Origin of the sequence: Paenibacillus taichungensis, from assembly GCF_050994985.1 — a bacterium.
GTDB lineage: Bacteria > Bacillota > Bacilli > Paenibacillales > Paenibacillaceae > Paenibacillus > Paenibacillus taichungensis.
In genome coordinates, this window is record NZ_CP194720.1 from 3,896,745 (window position 1) to 3,919,491 (window position 22,747).

At 45.5% G+C, this 22,747-nt stretch carries 22 protein-coding genes and 1 tRNA gene; 11 read left to right on the plus strand and 12 right to left on the minus strand.

Features of this window, described 5'->3' with window-relative positions:
- The first annotated feature begins 401 nt into the window (after positions 1-401).
- On the plus strand, positions 402-998 hold the full coding sequence (locus tag ACR1R9_RS17305; protein WP_024629188.1) for a helix-turn-helix domain-containing protein: 597 nt from the start codon (positions 402-404) through the stop codon (positions 996-998).
- 689 nt (positions 999-1,687) lie between these two features.
- Here ACR1R9_RS17305 and ACR1R9_RS17310 read toward each other — a convergent pair.
- Positions 1,688-2,842 (minus strand): sn-glycerol-1-phosphate dehydrogenase, encoded by a 1,155-nt coding sequence (locus tag ACR1R9_RS17310; protein ID WP_433923114.1) that lies wholly within the window; start codon positions 2,840-2,842, stop codon positions 1,688-1,690.
- 160 nt (positions 2,843-3,002) lie between these two features.
- Here ACR1R9_RS17310 and ACR1R9_RS17315 point away from each other — a divergent pair, with 160 nt between their 5' ends.
- Positions 3,003-3,182 (plus strand): hypothetical protein, encoded by a 180-nt coding sequence (locus tag ACR1R9_RS17315; RefSeq protein ID WP_063564909.1) that lies wholly within the window; start codon positions 3,003-3,005, stop codon positions 3,180-3,182.
- Between the two features lie 59 nt (positions 3,183-3,241).
- On the opposite strand, the gene ACR1R9_RS17320 is transcribed toward ACR1R9_RS17315, so the two are convergent.
- Positions 3,242-3,325: transfer RNA gene (locus ACR1R9_RS17320), tRNA-Leu, on the minus strand.
- A 234-nt stretch (positions 3,326-3,559) separates the two neighbouring features.
- Here ACR1R9_RS17320 and ACR1R9_RS17325 point away from each other — a divergent pair.
- The 4 genes from ACR1R9_RS17325 to ACR1R9_RS17340 all read left to right on the plus strand — a co-directional run bounded on the left by ACR1R9_RS17325 (position 3,560) and on the right by ACR1R9_RS17340 (position 6,802).
- Complete coding sequence (locus ACR1R9_RS17325; RefSeq protein ID WP_099853590.1) at positions 3,560-4,747, plus strand: adenosylhomocysteinase; 1,188 nt, start codon at positions 3,560-3,562, stop codon at positions 4,745-4,747.
- A gap of 40 nt (positions 4,748-4,787) precedes the next feature.
- Positions 4,788-5,780 carry a Gfo/Idh/MocA family protein gene (locus ACR1R9_RS17330; RefSeq protein WP_433923113.1) on the plus strand — a complete coding sequence of 331 codons (993 nt, stop codon included), beginning with the start codon at positions 4,788-4,790 and terminating at the stop codon, positions 5,778-5,780.
- 59 nt (positions 5,781-5,839) lie between these two features.
- The gene (locus tag ACR1R9_RS17335; RefSeq protein WP_076292078.1) at positions 5,840-6,235 is read left to right on the plus strand and encodes a DoxX family protein; all 396 of its coding nucleotides are present in this window, start codon (positions 5,840-5,842) and stop codon (positions 6,233-6,235) included.
- A 207-nt stretch (positions 6,236-6,442) separates the two neighbouring features.
- Positions 6,443-6,802, plus strand: a complete 360-nt coding sequence (locus ACR1R9_RS17340; protein ID WP_064639235.1) for a winged helix-turn-helix transcriptional regulator — start codon at positions 6,443-6,445, stop codon at positions 6,800-6,802.
- 70 nt (positions 6,803-6,872) lie between these two features.
- On the opposite strand, the gene ACR1R9_RS17345 is transcribed toward ACR1R9_RS17340, so the two are convergent.
- The 5 genes from ACR1R9_RS17345 to ACR1R9_RS17365 all read right to left on the minus strand — a co-directional run bounded on the left by ACR1R9_RS17345 (position 6,873) and on the right by ACR1R9_RS17365 (position 11,601).
- Positions 6,873-8,489, minus strand: a complete 1,617-nt coding sequence (locus tag ACR1R9_RS17345; protein ID WP_433923112.1) for a sensor domain-containing diguanylate cyclase — start codon at positions 8,487-8,489, stop codon at positions 6,873-6,875.
- Positions 8,490-8,668: 179 nt separating this feature from the next.
- Complete coding sequence (locus ACR1R9_RS17350; protein ID WP_433923111.1) at positions 8,669-9,418, minus strand: spermidine synthase; 750 nt, start codon at positions 9,416-9,418, stop codon at positions 8,669-8,671.
- A gap of 98 nt (positions 9,419-9,516) precedes the next feature.
- The gene (locus tag ACR1R9_RS17355; RefSeq protein WP_076292081.1) at positions 9,517-10,419 is read right to left on the minus strand and encodes a LysR family transcriptional regulator; all 903 of its coding nucleotides are present in this window, start codon (positions 10,417-10,419) and stop codon (positions 9,517-9,519) included.
- A 142-nt stretch (positions 10,420-10,561) separates the two neighbouring features.
- A complete protein-coding gene (locus ACR1R9_RS17360) occupies positions 10,562-11,299 on the minus strand; it encodes an SDR family oxidoreductase (RefSeq protein WP_175381635.1) in 738 nt (245 codons plus the stop codon).
- Positions 11,300-11,325: 26 nt separating this feature from the next.
- Positions 11,326-11,601, minus strand: a complete 276-nt coding sequence (locus ACR1R9_RS17365) for an Atu4866 domain-containing protein (RefSeq protein WP_433923110.1) — start codon at positions 11,599-11,601, stop codon at positions 11,326-11,328.
- Positions 11,602-11,766: 165 nt separating this feature from the next.
- Between ACR1R9_RS17365 and ACR1R9_RS17370 the strand changes: the two genes are divergently transcribed.
- Complete coding sequence (locus ACR1R9_RS17370) at positions 11,767-12,699, plus strand: AraC family transcriptional regulator N-terminal domain-containing protein (RefSeq protein WP_433923109.1); 933 nt, start codon at positions 11,767-11,769, stop codon at positions 12,697-12,699.
- 61 nt (positions 12,700-12,760) lie between these two features.
- Here the strand turns inward: ACR1R9_RS17370 and ACR1R9_RS17375 are convergent, their stop codons facing one another.
- Entirely contained in the window at positions 12,761-13,198 is a 438-nt protein-coding gene (locus ACR1R9_RS17375; protein WP_076292084.1) for a MerR family transcriptional regulator, read from the minus strand.
- A 206-nt stretch (positions 13,199-13,404) separates the two neighbouring features.
- Here ACR1R9_RS17375 and ACR1R9_RS17380 point away from each other — a divergent pair, with 206 nt between their 5' ends.
- The 3 genes from ACR1R9_RS17380 (at position 13,405) to ACR1R9_RS17390 (ending at position 16,788) form a co-directional block, all read left to right on the plus strand.
- Positions 13,405-14,289, plus strand: coding sequence for an SDR family NAD(P)-dependent oxidoreductase (locus tag ACR1R9_RS17380; protein ID WP_326067269.1), 885 nt, complete (start codon positions 13,405-13,407; stop codon positions 14,287-14,289).
- Between the two features lie 119 nt (positions 14,290-14,408).
- Positions 14,409-15,572, plus strand: a complete 1,164-nt coding sequence (locus tag ACR1R9_RS17385) for an oxalate decarboxylase family bicupin (RefSeq protein ID WP_326067270.1) — start codon at positions 14,409-14,411, stop codon at positions 15,570-15,572.
- Positions 15,573-15,648: 76 nt separating this feature from the next.
- Complete coding sequence (locus tag ACR1R9_RS17390; RefSeq protein ID WP_433923108.1) at positions 15,649-16,788, plus strand: zinc-dependent alcohol dehydrogenase; 1,140 nt, start codon at positions 15,649-15,651, stop codon at positions 16,786-16,788.
- A gap of 125 nt (positions 16,789-16,913) precedes the next feature.
- On the opposite strand, the gene ACR1R9_RS17395 is transcribed toward ACR1R9_RS17390, so the two are convergent.
- The 4 genes from ACR1R9_RS17395 to ACR1R9_RS17410 form a co-directional block, all read right to left on the minus strand.
- Positions 16,914-17,699 (minus strand): class I SAM-dependent methyltransferase, encoded by a 786-nt coding sequence (locus tag ACR1R9_RS17395; protein WP_175381640.1) that lies wholly within the window; start codon positions 17,697-17,699, stop codon positions 16,914-16,916.
- Between the two features lie 197 nt (positions 17,700-17,896).
- Positions 17,897-19,891, minus strand: a complete 1,995-nt coding sequence (locus ACR1R9_RS17400; RefSeq protein ID WP_076292089.1) for a PTS fructose transporter subunit IIABC — start codon at positions 19,889-19,891, stop codon at positions 17,897-17,899.
- Positions 19,892-20,026: 135 nt separating this feature from the next.
- Positions 20,027-20,938 carry a 1-phosphofructokinase gene (gene pfkB, locus ACR1R9_RS17405; protein ID WP_076292090.1) on the minus strand — a complete coding sequence of 304 codons (912 nt, stop codon included), beginning with the start codon at positions 20,936-20,938 and terminating at the stop codon, positions 20,027-20,029.
- Positions 20,939-20,940: 2 nt separating this feature from the next.
- Positions 20,941-21,687, minus strand: a complete 747-nt coding sequence (locus tag ACR1R9_RS17410) for a DeoR/GlpR family DNA-binding transcription regulator (RefSeq protein ID WP_433923107.1) — start codon at positions 21,685-21,687, stop codon at positions 20,941-20,943.
- Positions 21,688-21,949: 262 nt separating this feature from the next.
- Between ACR1R9_RS17410 and ACR1R9_RS17415 the strand changes: the two genes are divergently transcribed.
- Positions 21,950-22,633 carry a G1 family glutamic endopeptidase gene (locus ACR1R9_RS17415; RefSeq protein WP_076292092.1) on the plus strand — a complete coding sequence of 228 codons (684 nt, stop codon included), beginning with the start codon at positions 21,950-21,952 and terminating at the stop codon, positions 22,631-22,633.
- The last annotated feature ends 114 nt before the right edge of the window (positions 22,634-22,747 follow it).

Below are 22,747 nucleotides of genomic sequence, written 5' to 3' on the forward strand. Positions count from 1 at the left end.
AATAAGAGATTTTGACAGTCCACATGCCTTGCTGAACACGCGGATTTCTAATTTCAGATTTGTGCACATTGGAAATGGGTTCCTTTAACGGAAATCGAATATTTATGGTTAAATCAGGGAAATAAACCGCATCATATCAACAAAAAATAGATAAAAGTACTAAAGTCTCACTAATAGGTAATTAGACTCATTTTATTTTTATTCATTATCTATTTGATCCCTTAAATTTAGTGAAACATTGTAATCTAGGAATATACTAGGATGTGAATTGCGTCTGGTCTAGTTCATAATTCCTCCTTTGTAGCGGATTCGCGCATCCACTCATTTGAAACAGGTGCACCCGGCACTTGAAAGTACCCCCGTACTTATTGTAGTATTTGGTTAAAAAAATCGGAGGAAATATGCCTAATCAACCAGAACAACATTCCATCCAGGCGTGGTCTCTGATCAACCGTAAATATTTGGGAAAAGGCGTCCGTGTTAAACGATTCCGAAAACCGACACGCTGTCAAATCCGCAACCGTGTTCTTCTTGCCGTGCTGATGGCCAATGATATCAAGTTGTCTCAGCTCGCCGAAGATCTATCCATCTCTTCACGCAGCGTCAGCGCGTGGGTGTATGAAGGACGGATACCCGGCAGTACCAATTTGGACAAGGCATGCCAATTGCTCGGCTACCCGCGCCACATTCTTTTTAATGAAGAAGTGGTACGCAAAAGCCCTGTCATTTGTCAGCCCGAGCCTTCCCGCTTCATGAAGCGTACGGTGACCCGTTCTCCGGTTAGCAACCGTATTCTGACAGGCTTGTGTATGGTCCATGATTTGTCGGTGACAGATGTCAGCCACTGGATCGGGGTTCACCCCGGCACTTTCCGCAAATGGCTGCATCAGGGAACGCTGCCTTCTGCTGCGTTTCAGGAACAAGCGGAACAATTTTTCCGCATCCCGAAAACTATTTTGTTCGCAGATGTCATCTTGAAAGATCGCCACAATAACTAAATTAGCGAACAACCAAAAGGCTCTGTCCTCTCCCAATGGGAAAGACAGAGCCTTTTTAAAATACCATTTTCATCGTACAGATTATATTAAGTTACCATTTCTCCAATCGCTTGCACTCAGCATCGTCTCTCAGGGGCGATAAGCGGCCCACTTGCCCACCAACAGCTTTGGGTGCATCATTCCCTTCATTCCCAGTCACTCCTTAACCTGGGCCGGTACAGCGTGCTCTCTGAACGAGGCGAAAACCCCATTGTCGAAAGACGCGCGACTTATACTCATATGCCCATATATACCTCATCCATGCTAACCATGCTAACCAACCATTCCATTAAATCATTGATCATTTAAAGAAATAAAACTTCATCGTTTGCTCCATCCCCCGATCTATTTGTACGAACAATTTAATCCAACGCTTTATATGAAGTATAAAAAAAGCCTGTCCCTTAAGGGAGTAGGCTTTAATTCATCCTCTAATTCAGTTTGAATAACGTTTGATCAGATCTATTCTAAACCCTTATATGACCTTGTTCTTCAGAAATTCATCTGGATATATTGCTTTCCAATCAAGCACCAATACCTCTATTGTATACAACGACGCTATCCTGTCTCGTACATTACAGGATTCATTCTTAATTTGTACGTACAACTAATTGTATAAGATAACACTGTTCATACTGTTTCTTCCTTCTTTATTTCGAACCGACATTTAGAATCTCATTGATATATTTCAGTCCCGTATAACGATCCCGTAGCAAATGAGCTGTGGTGAAAGCATGTTCCACCATCTCCATGGATACACCCAGTTGTTCAGTCGTCGTAGGTCCCCCAACTTGCTCAAGCCAAGCCATAAGCTGAGAAGCATCCGGCAGATTATTATAAATACGGAAAATCGGCTCTTCGGATTTTTGTGCAAGATCTTTGTATTTTACGGTAAGCAGTGCACAGGCTACTCCCACCTTGGCTCCATGCAAAACAGGCTTGTGCCCTGCCTCCATCAGGTCCATCTCCCACCGATGAGACAGATGATGTTCTCCACCAGATGCAGGACGGGAATGATCGATGATTAGCATAGAAATGCCGGAAGCGATCAGCGCATCCATTAATACAGTCACACCATCGGCCCGTCCTTCAGCGATACCTTGCACATGTTCCACACAGGACGTTAGTGCTTCTTCCGTCATGCGATAAGCAACGGGGCAGAACGGTTCCCCACCCAAATCCCTGGAAACCAGCCAGTCCGCCAGTGAAGTATATTTACCAAGCATATCTCCGAATCCGGCGGCATTCATCTCTTGGGGAGCTTGCTCCAAAATATCGATATCCGCAAAAATAGCTTCAGGCGGCACCGCCTGGAACGTCTGTTTGACGCCGCTTACAATAAGAGGAGCACCTGCCGAAGTAAATCCGTCAACCGAAGCTGCTGTAGGTACTGACAGAAAAGGCTTGTTCATTTTGGAGCAAACAAATCGTACCAGGTCATGAATGGTCCCTGAACCAGTAGCAATGATCGCCTGACTTTCCTGTTTCACACCTAGCAGTACCTGCACAATCCCGCCCTCATCGGCGATCACGTCGCCTGCTTTGTTCTCTGGCATGCATATCGCATCCACATAAACGCCAGCTTCTCGGATGTTCTTTACCACCTCGTGTCCTGCTGCCGGACCTGTAAATCGATCATATACAACTGTTACATGTCTGTATCCTTGCTTGGACAAATAACCAGGTAACTGCTGAATAGCTCCATGCTCCAGATAGACCTGCATTTCTACCAACCGATGATCATGCCCACAAGTACAATTCTGCGCTTCTTCGTTCCATGCGGCAATCCGCTCGTTCATATTCATTTCGCTCTTAACCTCCCTTAAGAAATATCATGCATAATTACATGGAGAAAACCACAAAATGAAAAAAGGAAATAAAATGTGAGTATTTTCCTGATCACACTTTACTTCCTGTATCCAAAATTTGCAAATCCTAAACTCACATTCCCAAGCAGGTGAACCTATGAAATTAACCAAAGAAATAGGAATTTCTCTCGGATTTCTCGCAGGAACGACATTTGGCAGCGGCATCGCCTTTTTGTTTCGCTTTCAAGCATATGAGGTGATGGCCAGTGTTGCACTCTTTGGTATTGCTGGAGCGATAGCAGGCCTATGTGTGCAGCAATTCATATTCAATAAATAAAAAAACAAAAAAAGCTCGCGAATTGCTTTTAGAGCAATTTCGCGAGCTTTTTTCTTCGATGCGGTCGAGAGGACTCGAACCTCCACGGGGGTTAGCCCACACGGACCTGAACCGTGCGCGTCTGCCAATTCCGCCACGACCGCATAATATGTATCTTCTCATCATGGATGAAAAGCATCCCGGTCAAGCAATTGCTTGTTTTACCGTAATTAAGAGTATACATGCTCTCAAATAAGTTTGCAATACCTTTTTTCCAAGCTGCAATGAAAAGGACATATGTCCTTTTTTAACCCCATCAAACTCCCTATCGTAGACATTAAGCAGATCATGTGTCCTGCTGGACACGCTATACCTTGCATAGAAAAGGGGAGTTTTTCATGACGATCAAGAACACAACACATGAACGTATTGAAGAAGGAAAACGCAGCATTCACTGGACGGAAATGCATATGCCCCTACTCGGCGAATTGAAAACCCAGTTTGCCAAAGAGCGGCCTTTTGCTGGCTTAACCATCGGTATATGTATTCATGTGGAGCCCAAAACAGCTGTGCTATGCCGCACACTCCAGGCAGGTGGAGCCAACGTTGTATTGACTGGCAGCCCGGGCACAACCAAAGACGCCGTCGCAGCAGCTCTGCAAGAAGAAGGCATCACGGTATATGGTCAACGTGCGGACAGACGCAATGAGCACCTGCAAAATATCCACAGCGTACTTCGTCACCACCCCCATCTCCTTATGGATAATGGAGCTGATCTGGCGCGCACGCTCATTCAACAGTATGATCCTAACTCTCTTATTGGTGGTACGGAGGAGACGACGACTGGTGCCAATCTGCTGCGTGAAGAGACGGGTGAGAACATTCCTTTCCCGATCATTGTTATTAATGACAGCCCACTCAAACGAATTATGGAAAATGAACACGGTGTTGGACAGACCATTATTGAAGGTTTTATGCGTACTACAAACCTGATTCTGCCCACACGTCGTTTCGTCATCGTAGGTTATGGAACCTGTGGACGAGGCATTGCCAGGTATTTGCGGAATTTGGGCAGTCAGGTCGTCGTTGTTGAAACCGATCCGATTGCTGGCTTGGAAGCGGCACTGGATGGATTCAGAGTGGCGCGACTGGAGGATACTTTTGCATTTGCCCAAGTGTATATCACTGTCACTGGACGTCCTAACGCCATTCTGAAGGAACATTTTAATCAAATGAATGATGGAACGATCCTCGCCAATGCCGGACATTTTTCTTGGGAGATGGATCTGGAAAGTCTCCGTCAGGATGCGAAGCATACGGAACAACTGACCGCGGATATCGAACAATTTACATTAGCCAATGGACGTCGACTCATGCTGCTTACTCAAGGCGAGATGCTGAACCTGGCTGGTGGCAGCGGTAACCCTGCCGAAACGATGGATCTAGGCTTGTCCCTACAAGCCGCCTCCCTCCTATATCTTGTACAGCAACGCCAGCATCTCACCCTCGGACCACAGCCGGTTCCTCATAGCGTTAACAACACCATTGCAGGACAGATGTTGAAGCATTTAAGCTACAAAATCTAATCAGTGTGATTGGTGATCTGCATTTAAAGGAGAGATTCACATGAAAAAAGCGAAACTTTGTTTTATCGGTGCAGGATTCCATGCATCCACGAATATATATCCATCTGTTGTTGAAGCAGGAGCAGACATTCAGGCCATCGCCACCCGCAGTATTGAACGGTCAAGGGATGCTCTCCTCCGTTTCGGGAGCAGCGGGAAAGCGTATGATAATACTCAGCTGATGTTGCAGAATGAAGACTGTGACGGCGTCGTTGTTGTGGCGCAACCAGAGGATCAGACAGCACTTGCCCTTGAATGCATCCGGGCTGGCAAAAATGTATACGTGGATAAACCCCTCGGATGGAATGCTGCCGAAGCTGCTGCTGTGGCTGAAGCTGCCCAAAAGGCAGGTGTGGTTGTCATGGTTGGATTTATGAAACGATATGCTCCGATCTACATGAAACTCAAGGAACTGATTGATGGTGGATCATTGGGCAGAGCACGTTCTTTCCAAATGAAATTCGCTGTAGACAGCACACCATTCTGCAAGGATGAGGAACAATTCATAAAGCTCGCTGCCATTCATATGGTCGATCTGATGCGTTTTCTGTTCGGGGAAGCCATACAGGTAACAGGCACAACGGTTAAGGACGGAGAAGATATTAACCAGAGCATTTCCCTGAAATTTGATCATGGTGTGGTAGGCAGTGCCTACTTTGTTGGCATGAGTGCATGGTCACGCGAAAGCGAAAATGTACTTGTCACCTTTGACAACGGATTTGCGTTAGCAGATGAAATCAACACGCTTACGGTTCATCAATCTCGTACAGGGGAAAACCTTCCCTGGAAATCCCTTGAGGAGCAGGATACTGTTTTCACCCCGTCGGGCTCTCCCATGTCAGGGGCTTATCGCGATCTCTACTTACGAGGATTTGTTGGTGAGATGGCTCATTTTATGGAATGCTGCCAGAACAAATCTGATCCACATTCCAGTGGTAAGGATAATATTGAAACCATGGCGTTATGTGATACCATTCTGGCGTCGCTGATCTGACGTTCATACGATATATAAGACCAATCATTTTATACAACTAGAGAAGAGGAAAGAAGCACATGTTAGACGCCGGATTACTTATCATTCGACTTGTTATTGGTTTCATTATGATGGGTCATGCATGCAAGAAACTGTTTGGCTGGTTTGGTGGAGAAGGCATATCAGGAACAGCCGAATTTTTCGGGGCGATTGGTCTGAGGCCCGCAAGAGTTATGGCTGTCTGTGGAGGCCTTATTGAGTTGATCGGCGGGTTCCTGTTTGGGGCAGGTCTGTGGACTGATTTTGCTGTCATTTTGCTCATCATCCCTATGGTTGTTGCCATAGCAAAAGTCCATGCAGGTAAAGGACTTTGGAATCTGAACGGAGGATTCGAGTACAATCTGGTTATGCTCGGATCACTGATCGGTGTTGCACTTGCGGGTGCTGGAGCTTACTCCCTGGACACTTTAATCTAATCAAGCCTTTCATTCCTGAGAACCTCGGTGTTTCGTGATACGAAACCGGGGTTCTTTGTTGTTTTATCTTCATGTAGATGTATGGGATGGGGTTTATAATCCAAGGGAGAAGTGATATGCTCATAGATGAGTAATATGTACATTTATGTGCTGTAGTACTAAAATTGATACTATAAATAACCACCACGAACTGGAGGTGCAATTATAATGAGAAAAAACCCGGCCGATGGGTGCCCCTCGCCATATGGCTGTTCCGTCGAAGTCACGCTGAGCGTCATTGGAGGCAAATGGAAAGGTGCGATTCTATATCACCTATTCTCCGGCTCGTTAAGATTCAACGAGATCAGAAAGTTATTCCCTGATATTACTCAGCGGATGTTAACTCTCCAATTAAGAGAGCTGGAAAGCAGCGGAATTGTTCACAGGGAAATCTATCCTCAAGTTCCACCCAAAGTGGAATATTCGCTTACACCGTTTGGAGAAACGCTCCAGCCGATTATTTACAGCATGCGAGACTGGGGAGAACAGTATACAAATGAAGTCCAGGCCAGATCACAAGAGGTCTAAACAAAAGAAGCTATCCCTCTCTTAGATGGGATTAGCTTCTTTTTATTTCAAGATAGAAGGTACGCAAACCTTATTTTATGACCGTTTGAATGGTAATGGTACGATTACGTCCCTCTTCCTTGGCTTGATATAACGCATTATCCGCCAAATGGAACAACTCTGTCGCCGTTGTGGAATGCAGCGGATATTCGGCAATGCCTGCCGAAATCGTCACAGAACGATCAATGGGCAATATACTCTGTTCCACCGATACACGGATATGCTCGGCAATCTGATACGCTGTTTTGGAATTCGTATGTCGCAATAACACAACAAACTCCTCTCCCCCAAACCGGGAACATACATCCTGTGTCCGAACCGACAGTTTAATGATATTCGCGATATGCTTCAGAACCTGATCCCCCGCATGATGCCCATACGTATCATTTATGGATTTGAAGCGATCTATATCCAGTACTACTATGGAGAACGGAACTTCTTCATCAATCCACTGCTGAATAACTTCTTCAAATGTCCTGCGATTGGTCATTCCGGTCAATACATCCGTTCTGGCATCATAAGTTAGCTGGTCCTTTTGCTTTCGAAAGTTCGCCAGTGCACTTAGGACAGTGCGTGTTAATAAGTCCGCTTCCCTGTTCCAATGCGGCTTCATTACAGGCAGATCTACTTTACCCTGATCCACCTGGTTAACCAAATCCGCAAGGTAAACAAACGGACTAGCCAGCTTGCGAGCTACACGAATAACGATAAGCGTCAGAATGATAAACGGAATTGAAGTGTACAACAACAACATACGAATATGTTGATTCAGCTGATCGTATACCATTTGGGTTGGAGATACAACGACAACTCCCCAATCTGTTGTCGGGACCTTATAATAACCTGCGAGTGAATCCACACCCGCCAGATTCTTGTATTGTTCTTTGCCTGTTTGGTCGTTAAGCAATTTCTGCACAACTTGATTTTTGCTTAGATTTTCACCGATTCTTTCCGTATCCGGGTGAAACAACAACGTCCCTTTGGCATCAACAATATAAAAATAAGAGCCATTACTGGTCCTCAGCTGACTGCCAAATGACAGGTTCAAAATGTTGTTTTCCTGCAGATAGATACTCCCACTAATTAAACCTTTGAATTCACCTGATGGACTGAAGATCGGTTCACTTACAAAAACGACTATGCGTTCCGAATAAGGCGCACGATACGCTTCGGATATAAAGGAAGCCCTCGATTTAAACGCATTCTTCGCTGCATTAGAAGTTATAGGCTGTCCCAGGCTTTTTTCCAAATAAGGAGATGAACCTCGAATAATTCCCGATGCATCTATAAGAGAAACCGAATTGAAGTAGTTACTGCTGTTTCGAATCAAATCTAGTGTGGAATCCAGTTTTTTGGCGTCTGCATAGTCTATGTCCGGAAAATAGTTGGCTGAATACTTCAAACTGCCCTGCATGGATTGAAACAACGAGTCCAGAGTTTGGCTCATTTGCACGGCACTTGAATAATTAAGTGAGAGTGTATTATCAATCAGCGATTGCTTCTGGGATGTATAAGACGAAATAAACATAATGGTCAATGTCATCAAAACGGCAATGGTGACCAATCCACTCAACAGAGCGGTAAGGCTGATTTTTTTGATCTCCCTTACTTTTCTTCTTAATCTGGATGTTTTATTCTTTGCGATCATTATTGCGTCCCCCGGTTTTTCATAAAAAGGCATATTCCTTCTATCTTATACGAAAGTTGTTAAGAAGAAATAAATAGTTTGTGAAGTTCGAATAATTACATAGGAACATTGACGAATTAATGACAATTGATTACATGATATGACACTTTCTTCGAAATCTACTGGATCTGTATTCGAGATTAAAATTCATTTGAATCCACAATAACATATCCCTCGCCAGGCTGCTGTTCTACAAACCCAGCCATATGACGTGATTGAAACGAAATGGGTCCGTCACAACCCACCAAAATACGATTTTGGATTTCATCAGTTGTTTCAGCTGGTAATGCAAACGAGCGCGTATAAGCGAAGTGTTCCTGTAACGTGGTATGAATCGCATTCACCAGTCTGTCATTGCCTGCACGACCAAATACATTCAGCAATACGATACCACCAGAATGCATTTTGTCTTTTAGCATCGTGAAAAATGAGCTAGAAGTAAACTGTGCAGGTGTTCCCGCAGCCGTAAAAGCATCTACAATAATATAATGATATGAGCCTGAGGTTTCCTGCTCCAACAGTTCACGACCGTCACCAACCAGCACTTGATCTCCACGATATCCAAAGAAAGTTCTGCTGAGCTCAACGACTTCAGCATCAAGTTCGGCGACTTTTACTTGACGGTTAGACAAATAGCTTGTTAAGGTTCCAATGCCGTGGCCAATTACAAAAACTGATTGATATTCGGGATTATTTCGTTCCATCAGGTGAACCATCGCTCTTGGATACTCAAGCACCATTCGGGATGGCTCGTCCAGATCCATCGCCCCCTGTACTGCAGCATTGGAGAATTCCAGCACACGAAATCGGCCCTTTTCCCCATAAAGCTTGGATGTATCATATATCGTCAACTCATGCTGTTCACTCTTATTTCGGTATAAAACTCGCACTGACCGTTCTCCCTTCGTACTTTTACGCAAATGATTATACATGTGTTTCTAAAAAAAAACCGACTCCGCTTGAACGGAAACGGTTTTTCCATGACCAATTAGGATTGAATCGCCTCATGCAGAGCCTGGACATACTCCACGCCCAGATTGGAAAGCGAAGCATTCTTATGGCTGATCCAGCCAACATTAATGGTCTCTTCACACTCCAGCGGGACAGGGATGATCTCATTCCCATTCAGGTCGGCACTAAGCACACCTGTCGAGATAGTGTATCCGTTCAAACCGATCAGCAGATTAAACAGCGTAGCTCGATCGTTAACCTGTATGCTTTTGGGATGAGAAAGCGTGCTTAGGATCTCCTCTGAAAAATGGAAGGAGTTATATTCCCCCTGGTCAAAGGACAGGTACGGATAATCCTGAAGTTGTTCAATCGCAACCGATTCCTGCTTCGCCAGCGGATTTTGCACACTGATAAAAATATGCGGCTTGGCAATAAACAGACTGTTAAACACCAGCCCCGCATCCTTAAGCAGCTTGTTAATAACCTTGGAATTGAACTCATTCAGATATAGTATGCCAATTTCGCTGCGTAGGCTTTTTACATCCTGGATAATCTCATACGTTTTCGTTTCCCGCAGAGCCAGTTCATATTCATCCTGTCCATACTGCTGCACCAGCTTGACGAAGGCATTTACTGCAAACGCGTAGTGCTGTGTGGAGACGGAAAAATGTTGCGGAGACGGCTTCGCGTTCAAATAACGATTCTCCAGCAATTCCGCCTGCTCCACCACCTGGCGCGCATAACTTAGAAATTCCACGCCTTCTTTGGACAAGGTTATCCCTTTATTCGTGCGTTCAAAAATGGTAATCCGTAGCTCCTGCTCCAGATCCCGAATGGCATTCGACAGGCTGGGCTGGGAAATAAACAGCCGTTTGGCGGCTTCATTCATCGAGCCACGCGTGGCGACTTCAATCACATATTTTAGCTGTTGCAGCGTCAATGCATTATTCCCCTCTCTCTGGTGCGTTACTTGAACATACTATACCATATTGTAACCTAGACGATCTCTCTTTCAGAGGACAAAAAGACGCCCCCAACCAGTACATATGGTTGGGGACATCATTGGAGTCTTATATCGAGGTTTAAGCCATGCTTGCTGTGGGTCTCACCACGATTTCATTCACATCTACCTCAGCCGGCTGGTTGATCGCGTACAGAATGCTCTGAGCAATAGCCGCGGCCGGAATGGATATGCGCCGATAATCTTTCATAAGCTCGCGCGCTTCATCATCAGAGATCGATTCGGCAAGTTCGGATTCAGTTACACCTGGCGATACGAGGGTCACACGGATATCTGCGCCTACCTCCTGGCGCAAACCCTCCGAGATCGCACGAACCGCGTACTTGGTTGCACAATATACCGCGGCTGTTGGTGTCACAGCGTAGGCTCCGATGGAGGCGATATTAATAAACTGGCCGTAGCCCTGTTCTTTCATAACGGGCAGCCCAACAGCAATGCCGTGTAGAACACCACGAATGTTAACATCAATCATACGATTCCACTCGTCTACTTTTAGTGCTTCAAGAGGTGATAGTGGCATGACTCCGGCATTATTAACGATCACATCCAAACGTCCATAACGACTGAGCGCAAGCTCTACGATCGTTTGCATTTCTTCCAGCTGTGTAACATCAAGGGTATGATATTCTACTGAACCACCTTCAGAGAGAATGGAGGAAGCCAGCGTCTCCAGACGATCCACTCGTCTTGCACCCATGACAACATGTGCACCCTGCTCTGCTAACAGACGCGCCGTTGCTTCCCCAATTCCGCTGCTTGCACCTGTGATCACAACAACTTTCCCTTTTACATTAGACATTTTGATTTCTCTCCCTATTAGATATTTTATTGTGCATTTTCTCTGTACAACACCATGCCCGCATGATAAAGCACGTCGCCCTTAAAGTCTCCATCCGCAGTAAAGCCAGTATCATCGACATATTCAATATGGTCTCCATCGACTGCATACCGACCTTGATATGCACTTTGCCTATTTCCCCGCGCTTCATCATAGCGACCGTCAGGGAGAAGTTCATGTCTGATGTACCCGTCCTTCGTCACCCACATTCCAACATACGGGTGCTTCACTTCTTGTATATTTCCTGTAGTGTTGCCTGCCATATTTCCACGACACTCCTTTCTGTTGCCAACAGATTTAATTGCTTACCTTCATTATGTAAGGAATCAGTCTCTATCCGATAGAAGAATCCCACAGTATTCTTGCCTATTCGTCCAGTACATTCTAAAATAGTTAAACGAGTACGAGGAAAGGAGGGCCAGCAATCCATGCTTTCAAAAATGGAACAGGATACCGCTATTATTCAGCAGCAGCAGGAATTGGCCCGTCTGATTAGCCGTTTCAACCACGAAGACGGGGTTAATCTAACAGCAATACCTTCGCTTGCTTTGATCCGTGCTTCCCAGGTTTCAGAGCCCATTCATGCCGTGCACGAACCCGCCCTGTGTATTGTGGCCCAAGGGTCCAAAGTGGTTATTCTCGGACAGGAGAGCTACACCTATGACTCTTCACAGTATTTGGTTGCTTCCATAAATTTGCCTATTTCAGGGCAAGTTGTACAGGCTACGACAGAACATCCCTATCTCTGCCTGAGACTTGATTTTGATTCAGGGCAGATTTTTGATCTTATTCAGGAAGCTCCTTCTACACAAACCAAACCCGACAATTCAACACGTCGTGGGTTGTTTGTAAGCTCAACCAAACCTCCGCTTCTGGAAGCTGTAATCCGATTGGTCAGGTTACTGGATACACCTGAAGACATTCCTATACTTGCACCGCTTATGATCCGCGAAATTCTATATCGCCTGATTCAGGATGAACATGGACATTCCATCAGGCAATTTGCAGTCCAGAACAGTCACGCACAGCATATTGCTCAAGTCATTGATTTGATTCAATCAGACTACGCCCATCCGCTACGAATCGAGCAATTGGCTTCCATGATCAACATGAGTACATCCTCATTGCATTATCATTTCAAAGCCATTACCGCCATGAGCCCACTGCAATATCAAAAACAGATTCGATTGCAGGAGGCACGGCGAATGCTGCTTGCAGGTTCAACCGATGCAGCCGATGCTGCATTCCAGGTTGGGTACGAGAGTCCTTCCCAATTCAGTCGGGAGTACGCTCGCATGTATGGTCTTCCTCCCAAAAGTGATATCAAACGCCTTCGCCATACACTCCATATCGAATGCTAAATATAAGCAAAAAAACCACGTCATAATGACGTGGTTTTTGGGTTTTGTTGGCTAGCAGCCTTCAGGAGAAGATGTTCTTCTTTTCAAATACAGACATCTGATTCTCCCCGATAATGGGGCACTCATCCGGAAACATGCTTCGCTTCTCCATCTTCTCATCTATAAAATCGACGATCTGTTGCAAGGATGCAATCTGTGATTCAATTTTCTTCCGATGGTTCAGCAGCATTTCACGCTCATCCGGGAAATCTTCCAGGTCCGAATCCATCGACATCTGTAAATAAGGCTTCATCTCCTCCAGAGACATGCCTGTTTTTTTCAAACAAGTAATAAGCTTCATCGTCTGGATATCCTCCGAACGGTATACCCGATGACGATTGGCCTTGCGTTCAGCCCGGGGAAGAAGTCCAATCTTCTCATAATAACGAATGGTATCTTCCGATAATCCGGCCTGTTCTGACGTCTCTTTAATGGAGAACACTTCAGTATCACTCATCATCGTCGACCTCCTCCGCTTTCATTGAACTCTATCTTACAACTTGGAGTCAGCTCCAAGTCAAGGTTGTTTTGAGTTCATCGATACTACATCCTAAAAATTTAAAATATAAACCAACAGTACGCTTGACTTGGAGTCGACTCCAAATTATAGAATGAGCGCATTAGACAGATTGGCTCTGTCATCCCATTCACTCAGGAGGTATTTATATGAATTCAAACCATACACGTCATACAGCCTTAATTACAGGATCAACTTCGGGAATCGGTCTTGAACTGACCCGCAGTTTGTTAGCCGAAGGCTGGCAGGTTATCGGCCTCAATCGTTCCGCTTTTCCGAAGGAAGACAGTGATATTCAGGACGGATTGCGCTCTGGCCAGCTCCGTTGGGTTCAAGCTAACCTTACGCAGTACGATAGTCTGAGAAAAGCATTCAACCAGATTAAATCCGAAACGGATTCCATAGATGTATTGTTTAATAATGCCGGAGGTAGCGGTAATGATCTCCGTTTGTCCGATCAGGGGCATGAAATGCACTTTGAATTACAGACCGTGGTGCCGTACATCATTTACATGGAACTACAGGATCTCCTTCACAAAAGCACCTTGAAAACCGTTATTAATACATCCACCAGTGCGTTTAATATGGTCAAACAGTTTAACCTGGACATCCTGGAACATCCAGCCGAGTTCAAAAAGTTGTTCGGTCCTTATGCGACTTCGAAGCTCGCACTGTCTTTATGGACACGCGAAGCTGCCGCTTACCCTGCGGCTAAGGGAATCCGGTTACTCAGCGTGGACCCTGGAGGCAACAATACACTCAGAGGTAACAAAACATCCGGACTACCCTTTTATATCAAACCAATCATGAAGCTGTTCTTCCCACATCCAAGTCACGGAGCTTCTCTGCTGTATAAGGCTGCCATTGCGCAAACCAGTCTTACATCCGGTACGTTTCTGATGAAAAACAAACCCACTAATCTCCGGTTTACGGAGCAAGGCCCAGCCATTTTGAACAGAGTGCATGAAATTTATGAGCATGAATTTTTGCAGCTTGACTCCAAGACTGATCCAGTAAGCAAAAAAAGTGTCTGAGCTTTCTTCTGTACTTTGGATATAATTCCCCGTCCCTCATAATTGACAGGCTCTGGTTCATAACTTCTCTATACCGACATCTGTCATGGGATGAAGTAATGAACTGGAGGAATCTGCATATGAAAAATGAAAACAACAACAATGGCAAGCCATTAATTATACCGCAGCCAATACGAAAAGACGGTGCCGGAGGACCCGATCTGGGACCTCGGGATGTGATGAGAGATTTACAAAATCCGGATATGCTGGTGCCTCCGGAAACCGACAACGGCTTATTACCCAACCTGAGAATGTCTTTTTCCGATACACATATGCAGTTGAACCATGGCGGTTGGTCCCGCGAAATTACAGTACGGGACCTGCCCATCGCTACGACACTGGCCGGTGTAAATATGAGTCTTACACCTGGAGGTGTAAGAGAGCTGCACTGGCATCAACAATCGGAATGGGCGTATATGATCTGGGGGACGGCACGAATTACGTCCGTGGATCAGCAAGGACGTAATTTTATTGCAGATGTGGGGCCGGGAGATCTGTGGTTTTTTCCAAAAGGTCTGCCGCATTCCATTCAGGGCTTAGCTGATGGGTGTGAGTTTTTGCTTGTTTTTGATGATGGGTCCTTTTCCGATCTGAATACATTATCCATCTCTGATTGGTTTGCACATACGCCACCAGAGGTGTTATCCGTCAATTTTGGCGTACCCGAATCTGCATTCCAATCCATGCCAAAAGAACAGGTTTACATTTTTCAGGATCAGGTCCCTGGTTCCCTCGCTAGCCAGGAAGTTCACTCCCCCTATGGCACAGTTCCACTCTCCTTCAAACATCGGCTGTTAGCCCAAAAACCGATCATTACACCAGGAGGTAGTGTGCGCATTGTAGACTCCACCAACTTTCCGATCTCCACAACCGTTGCCGCAGCACTCGTGGAAATAAAGCCTGGAGGTATGCGCGAGCTTCATTGGCATCCTAATGCGGATGAATGGCAATACTATTTGACTGGGCAAGGAAGGATGACGGTTTTTGGAGGGAATGGCATTGCACGCACATTTGACTATCGGGCTGGAGATGTTGGATACGTACCTGTAGCTATGGGGCATTATATTCAGAATACGGGCACCGACACGTTATGGTTTTTGGAGATGTTTAGAAGTGATCGGTTTGAGGATATCTCCCTAAATCAATGGATGGCATTAACCCCGGAAGAGCTTGTACGTGACAACCTGAACGCTTCCCCTGAACTACTTCATGCATTGCGTAAAGAAAAATGGCCCGTTGTTTAGTGGAGCTACACCTCTATCAAATAGAGGCAAATCGGTTAAAAGTTAAATAATCCCAATACGGAGGTGGAATATAAAGATGAAAGCCGTTACTTTTCAAGGAACCAAGGATATTCAAGTAAAAGAGGTTGAAGACCCGAGATTACAGCAAAAGGATGACATCATCGTCCGTATTACTTCTACAGCCATATGTGGATCAGATCTACATATATATCAGGGAGCACTGCCCGCCCAAAAGGATTATGTCATCGGTCATGAGCCTATGGGCATTGTTGAGGAAGTGGGGCCCGAGGTAACGCGAGTAAAAAAAGGAGATCGTGTGGTGGTACCATTTAACATCTCCTGCGGCGAATGTTTTTATTGCAATCACGACATGGAGAGCCAGTGCGATAACTCGAACCGCAATCCGGAGGTTCATACCGGAGGTTATTTTGGCTTCACGGAACGGTACGGAAATTATCCTGGCGGTCAGGCTGAATTTTTGCGTGTTCCTTATGGGAATTTCATGCCTTTTGTCATTCCCGAATCATGTGAACTGGAGGATGAAGCTCTGTTATTCCTGTCCGATGTGCTTCCTACTGCGTACTGGAGTGTTGAGAATGCTGGGGTGAAGCCAGGAGACACTGTAACCGTATTGGGCAGCGGGCCGATTGGTCTTATGGCACAAAAATTCGCTTGGATGAAAGGTGCCAAGCGAGTAATTGCAGTGGATCGTCTTCCATATCGACTGGAAAAAGCCAAACGAATGAATGATTCCGAAGTATTTAATTTCGAAGATTACGATGATATGGGTGAACATATTCGCGAAATAACCCGAGGCGGAGCGGATGTTGTCATCGACTGTGTAGGCATGGATGGCAAGAAATCCACTTTGGAGGAAATCGGACAGAAGCTGAAAATTCATGGCGGTTCATTGAGTGCGATTGAAATCGGCATCAAGGCTGTACGCAAATTCGGGACGATGCAACTGACGGGGGTTTACGGCTCGTCCTATAACATGTTCCCCCTAGGCAATCTGTTTGAACGAAACATTAACCTTAGAATGGGACAAGCTCCTGTCATTCACTATATGCCGGAGCTTTTCCGCAAAATCACGGCTGGCGAATTCGACCCTACCGAGATCATCTCCCACCGCATTGCGCTGGAAAATGCGAAGGAAGCTTACCGGATTTTCTACGAACACGAAGACAAATGTACCAAAGTTATACTGAAGCCTTGATTTGATTGTATAACGATTAAAAAAGCAGAAGTCCCATACACGGGACCTCTGCCTTTTTTGATTTTGCTTTTGCTCACTTTAACTATTGCTCCTACAAAGGATCAATATGATAATGCGAATAAACCTTATTTCGCTTTTACCGCCTGAATGTAAACACTCTCTCCTTTGAAGCTAACGAGTCTGCCAGACTGCGTCACTTCAAAATTGAAATACTTCTTAATTACAGATGGCGCGCTCAGCATGCTTGCTTCAAGCTCTTTACTCTGCGTCTCCGGAAGTCCAGCCCTGATGCACCAGTCTTCAAATGTAAAGTGTTTCTCAAAGGAAACCATCGTTTCCATTCGAAATCCGGCAAGCTCCAACATCCGAATCCATTCCGTCTTACGCCATGCCCGAACATGACTTCCATCACGCCACTTCTCGATTTCATTGTAAAATTGGTCGCTCTCATCACGTTCAGGTGCCACATTATCAATTAATAACAGTCTGCCACCAGGTTTCATTACCCGAAGCGCCTCTGATACAAAGGATTGCACGTCTGGAAAATGGTGTGCAGCAATGCGACAGGTCACAAGGTCAAAGAAATCATCCTCGAAAGGGATATGTTCAGCATCTCCTGCAACAAAATCCACATTCTGGTGCCCGTTTCCCCGGATAAAGCGTTCAGCCACTTGTAACATCTCATCTGTTAGATCCAATGCGATAACCTGCTCCACAAGCGGAGCTAACGCATTGGCAACATGTCCTCCTCCAGTGGCAATATCCAGCACCTTCATATCCAAGCTCGCTTGAGATGAAGCCACAAGCAATGCCAGATCATCCCCCTTAGCATGACCGGCACTAGTCACATATTTCTCTGCATTTTTAGCAAATTGTTTCCGCACCTGTCCTTTAATCTGATCATTAGACATACTCTCTCCTCCTTTGAGTTTCATTAGATGAAACTATGTTTCATTATTTTGATAATATATATCTTATCACAGAATGACCTGGAGCGAAATAAAAAAGCATCTCCCCAGTGAATTTCACTGAGAAGATGCCATCTTATTTTAAACAAACTATGAGATAGAGATTGTTTTTAACTTTTAAGGAAACTTTACTCTTTGACTTATTTCACAACGGTCGGCGATTTTTTCCATAGTCCGAGAATCAGACCGGAGATTACTGCACCGATTGCTACAGCGAGCAGGAAGAGTAATGCGTGATTCGCCAGTGCCGCAACGAAAATTCCTCCATGCGGAGCAGGTACGTTAATGCTCCACAGTTGAGTCAGTCCACCTGCAACAGCAGAACCGAGAATACAGGATGTCAGGACACGCAGCGGGTCAGCCGCAGCAAATGGAATGGCACCTTCTGTGATGAAGGAAAATCCGAGCACATAATTCGTCAAACCTGATTTACGTTCTTGTTCCGTAAATTTCGATTTGAAGAACGTTGTAGCGAGTGCAATCGCCAGTGGCGGTACCATACCGCCTGCCATAACAGCTGCCATCCAAGCACCATCCGTATTGCCGCTCGATGTGAATACACCGATAGCAAACGTATAAGCCGCTTTGTTAAACGGTCCACCCATATCGATGGACATCATGCCACCAAGCAGCAAGCCAAGCAATACAGCATTTCCAGTACCCAGATTGCCAAGCGCATCTACAAGCCATGTGTTAAGGGAACCGAAGATTGGATCAAAGACATAGAAACTGATTGCACCAACGATAAGCAATCCGAACACAGGATACAGCAGGATCGGTTTCAAACCATCAATTGCTTTAGGCAGTCCTTTAAACAGCTTGCGCAGACCAATTACAACGTAACCTGCCAGGAAACCGGCAGCCAGACCACCAAGGAAACCGGCGTTTGAATTCACGGCCATCAATCCACCGACCATACCAGGCATCAGGGCCGGACGATCACCAATACTCATCGCAATAAATCCGGCTAGAACAGGAATCAGGAAGTGGAATGCACCAGTCCCGCCACCAATGGTTTGCAGCAGTTGCACAATAGGATTTTCCGGACTTGCAATTTGTTCAAACAAGAAGGATATAGCGAGCAAAATCCCGCCACCCACGACAAATGGAAGCATATGCGAGATCCCGTTCATCAAATCTTTATAAATCTTGCTGCCCATGCTCACTTTGCCTTGGTTTTCTCCTTCACTCTTGCCACCGTTACCGCCCTGGCTTCGGTAGATCGGAGCGTCCCCATTAACTGCCTTACGAATAAGTTCTTCGGATTTGCGAATGCCATCACTTACAGGTCTTTGCAATACCGGTTTGCCATCAAAGCGCGCCATTTCCACATTTTTATCCGCCGCAACGATAACCCCTTTGGCACGCGCGATTTCATCAGCTGTCAGTACGTTCTGTGCTCCTTCGGAACCGTTGGTTTCCACGCGGATATTAACGCCCATTTCCTGTGCTTTCTTTTTGAGAGCGTCTTCAGCCATGAACGTGTGAGCAATACCTGTTGGGCATGCTGTTACTGCAACGACAAAATCTTCAGATGCCGCATCACCAACAATAAGGCCTGATGTATTTTGCTTCTGTCCATTCGCATTGTCCGAGCCAGATACAGCGTTTGTTCCATTTGCAGCTTTTGCTGCTTTTTCCGCTTCAGCTTTTTCTTTGGCAGCTTTTTTCTCCGCTTCCTCCGCCTGTTTGGCATCGAATAATGCAGTCACTTCTTCAGGAGTGTCCGTGCTCATCAGCTGCGAGATGAAATCGCTATCAATCAACAGCCTGGAAAGAGCCGCAAGTGTACGAAGATGTGTATTGGCCGCCCCTTCTGGAGCTGCAATCATGAAGAAAATATGGGCCGGTTCATCATCAAGTGCTTCAAAATCAAGACCTTTTCGACTCTTGGCGAATACAACTGTTGGTTCATTAACTGCTGTTGTCTTGGCATGAGGCATGGCAATACCGCCACCGATCCCTGTGCTGGATTCCGCTTCACGTTTATAAATCATTTCCTTAAACAGAATTGGATCATTAATACGTCCGCTACGGTTTAAGCTTGCAATGAGTTCATCGATAGCCTCTTCTTTCGTTGTGGCTTGCAGGTCCATGATCATCGTTTCCTGGATCATCAGGTCTGTTATTCTCATTTTGGTACACTCCCTTAAATTCAGTCGGCCTCTGTGATGCAGACCGACTTATAATTGTACTTCTTGCGCTGTTATATGCTATCCATTGAATCCCCTCTTCTAAAAGGGGCATGCATTCCATTCATTTTGTACGGACTATATTTGGGTTATCGTGACTTGAGTACGCAGCTGTTCAATGAGTTCCCGAGTTGCCAGATCATCCGAGAAAGCCGTCGCACTCCCCGAAGCAACCCCTGTTCGGAACGCTTCAAGCAGGTCTTCGTTTAGTCCAAATGTCCCTACGAATCCACCGATCATGGAATCTCCAGCACCAACCGAGTTCTTCACGACTCCTTTTGGCACACTCGCATGGTAGACATCTGTTTTGGTAATCAACAGCGCTCCTTCTCCTGCCATGGAGATCAACACATGTTTGGCACCTGCTTCCAAAAGCTTGCGACCATACGTCACCAGTTCCTCTTGAGAGTCAATCGTCACCCCGAAAAGTTCAGCCAGTTCGTGATGGTTCGGCTTCACCAGCAGCGGTTCATGTACTAAAGCATCCAATAAAGCGGGGCCTGTCGTATCGATTACAAAATCGGCACTTGTTTGTTTGCACACGTTGATCAGACGATCGTAGAAATCGGCTCCCAGCGAAGGTGGTACACTTCCCGAAAGAATGACGATATCTCCTTTTTGCAGTGCGGATAGCTTGTTAAGCAACTCTTCTACTTCCTCTGGTCGAATGGCTGGTCCCAATCCGTTAATCTCTGTCTCGTCTCCATGCTTCAGCTTGATGTTAATCCGGGTATCATCTGCGATGGTAACGAAATCCGTCAGGATCTTATCTTCCTGCAATTTGTCATTAATGAAACGGCCTGTGAACCCTCCCAGAAATCCGAGTGCAGTGTTTTCGGCTCCCAGTTGATTAAGCACTCGCGATACGTTAATACCTTTGCCTCCAGGAAGTTTCAGGTCCCGATTCATGCGATTCAAATCACCAAGCTTCAGATCATGCACTTCCACGATGTAATCAATGGAAGGGTTAAGTGTTACGGTATATATCATGGCTATCCCTCAATTATTTTAGTTTTCTCGGCGATTACAGAGCGCCAGTGTTCCGGCATACGTTCTGTGATCAAGTCTGCCTCCTCAAGGTCAAACAGTTTGGCAAAAGTAATTTCTCCAATTTTGCTGGAATCAGCCAGCACGTAAGATTTACCGGACAATTGATGTGCACGCCTTTTAATCAAGGCTTCCTCCGGATCAGGAGTTGTATACCCCATTTCGGCGTCCACTCCGTTGGTTCCAATAAAACATTTATCAAAACGGAAGTTGTCCATGTTCTGTAATGCGATACTGCCAATCACGGCTTTGGTGTGAATTTTCATCATTCCGCCAAGCAGATAGCTGCGTATTCGTTTACTTACCAGCGCTTCTACATGAGAAAGCCCGTTCGTCACTACCGTAACGTCCTTGGCTTCAATATAGGGAATCATGGCTAATGTTGTCGTCCCTGCATCCAGATAGATACATTCACCATTGTTGATCTCCTGCGCAGCTAAACGAGCAATCGCCGTTTTCTGTTGAATGTTTTTGAACGTTTTTTCTTCCATACCTGGTTCTGGCGTCTTTTCATTCACTAGAGCAGCACCACCATGTATGCGTTTCAGCATCTGACGGCTCTCCAGATCAATCAAATCGCGCCGTATCGTTGATTCAGAAGCACCAAGCAAATCGACAAGCTCTTGCAGTTTCACAATTCCTCTTTCGTGTAAGCGCTCTATAATTGCAGCATATCGTTCTTCAGTTAGCATTTTCATTCCTCCAACTGCTTTTATAGTAACATAAAATCCGTAAAAAACAATTACTTTCATTCAAATTAATTTAAAAACATCCAAAAACCATCAACATTCGACATTTAATAGACATCAAACATCGCATTCAACCCTAAATATCGTTCAAAATCGTTCAAATCTTATTTCTTTTTCAGAATGTCCATATCCTCTTTCTTCTTCCATGCATTTGATAATATCGAACGAATGATTTCGTCTCTATTTCCACATGGGAGGTGGCCGTATGACGAATAGTAGAAATAAACACCGAAGACCTTGTATTCCTCATACAGGTAAAATAAATTCTTCACTACGCTTCGGGTGGATTTCCTCCAACTGGAGCGGTTATGCCCGAGCGAGTGACAAAGCTAAATTCAGACGTATCTCGGCTGAATGGAACGTGCCCTTTGTTCTACCATCATCCAAGTCCTCATACTCCTCAGCCTGGATCGGTATTGATGGATACGAGAATTCCAATCTCATTCAGACTGGAACAGGCCATGACTGGGTTAACGGCCAAGCTAGTTATTATGCCTGGTGGGAAATTCTTCCGGACGTTGAAACGGTCATCCCTTTTCCTGTATCACCAGGAGATCGGATCAGAGCTGCCATTTATAAAATCAATCGTACCCGCTGGTGTATCACACTCCATAACCTGACTCAAAGTTGGACTTTCCGCACCGTTCAGCAATATACAGGCCAACAATCATCCGCGGAGTGGATTGTAGAAGCCCCATCAGTGGGAAGTTCCATCTCCAAGATGGCAAAAATTACGCCTGTCACCTTCAAATGTTGTCGCCTGAATGGTTGCTCCCCCGGCTTCGTTGCCAAAGAGAAAGGTATCATGATTCAGCAAAAACAGGTTGTTTCCATTCCAGGAGCACCGGGACCACGCGGAGACTCTTTCGTCGTGAAACGAAACGGCTAAGACTTCTTCGTTGACAGATTCGTTAATGAAAAAAAACTGCAATGAGCCGTATTCGGCGTACCATTGCAGAATGGATATTCGGTCATTGTGGAATTGACACGAGTCTCTTTTTTC